At 62.6% G+C, this 1,224-nt stretch carries 1 protein-coding gene; it reads left to right on the top strand.

The window, feature by feature from the left end; all coding sequences use genetic code 11:
* Positions 1-98 precede the first annotated feature (98 nt).
* A partial coding sequence (locus A2I95_RS39735) for a lytic transglycosylase domain-containing protein (protein WP_291737849.1) occupies positions 99-1,224 on the top strand: 1,126 nt, incomplete at its 3' end.

Raw genomic sequence — 1,224 nt, 5'->3', positions numbered from 1 at the left:
GTTCCGCCAAGAGCACCGGCAGGCGGCCCGCCGCACATGCAATGACTGACCTCTTTACCCGGACGGCACCGCCGCTAGACTGGAGGGGAGCAGTGATAATGAGGTGCAACATGCGCAAATGGGTTGCAGCGTCCCTGGTAGCAGGCGGCGCCATGGCGGCAGAGGCCGCACCGGACAGTTCCCTGAGGCCCGCCCAGCGGCCAGGGCTTCTTGAACAAGAGGTGCAGGGTGAAGCTATTCAATTGGCCGCAGCCACAGCCATGAGACCCGCAGCTCGGCCTGCGGCCGCCGTCCAAGAGCCTGGGCCTGCCGCTGCTGACCTGAATTTCCAAGGCTGGATCAAAGCGTTCCGCAACCGTGCCATAGCGCAGGGCGTCAGCGCACCGGTGCTGGACAGCGCCTTTGCCGGGGTCAGTTATGATTCTGAGGTGATCCGCCGGGACCGCAACCAATCGGAATTCACCAAGACGATCTGGGACTATCTGGACAGTGCCGCCTCTGAGCTGCGGGTGAAGAACGGCAAGGCGGCGCTGCAGGCACAGCGCGCCCGGCTGGATCAAATCGAAGCAACCTTTGGCGTCGAGAAAGAGATCGTGGTGGCGGTCTGGGGGCTGGAAAGCAGCTATGGCACTTTCCGCGGCAAGATGGATGTGATCCGCTCCTTGGCAACACTGGCCTTTGACAGGCGCCGCGGTGCGTTTTTCGAGGGGCAGCTGGTGGCCGCGCTGAAAATCCTTCAAGCCGGCGATGTTGCCGCCCGCAAGATGACCGGCAGCTGGGCTGGTGCGATGGGACACACCCAGTTCATCCCGACGTCCTATCTGGATTATGCAGTGGATTTCACCGGCGACGGCAAGCGCGATATCTGGTCGGACAATCCGGCTGATGCGCTGGCGTCGACCGCGGCTTACCTCAAGAAATTCGGCTGGGTGAAGGGGCAGCCTTGGGGCGTGGAAGTGTCCCTGCCCGAAGGGTTTGACTACACTCTGGCAGACCGGGAGATCGAAAAGCCGGCGTCAGACTGGGCTGCTCTAGGCATCAAGGGCCTGGACGGGCGCCCGGTTGCCGATCACGGCCCTTCTTCAATCCTGTTGCCCGCGGGCAGTGCCGGAGTGGCCTTTATGATTTTTGGGAATTTCGCCGTCCTGGAACGCTACAACACCGCAGATGCCTATGTGATCGGTGTCGGTCATCTGGCTGACCGGATCAAGGGCGGCGCGCCGA

Source organism: Leisingera sp. F5 (assembly GCF_001593695.1).
The sequence above is the reverse complement of the archived record's forward strand: the minus strand, read 5'-3'. Positions and strand labels throughout refer to the sequence as shown.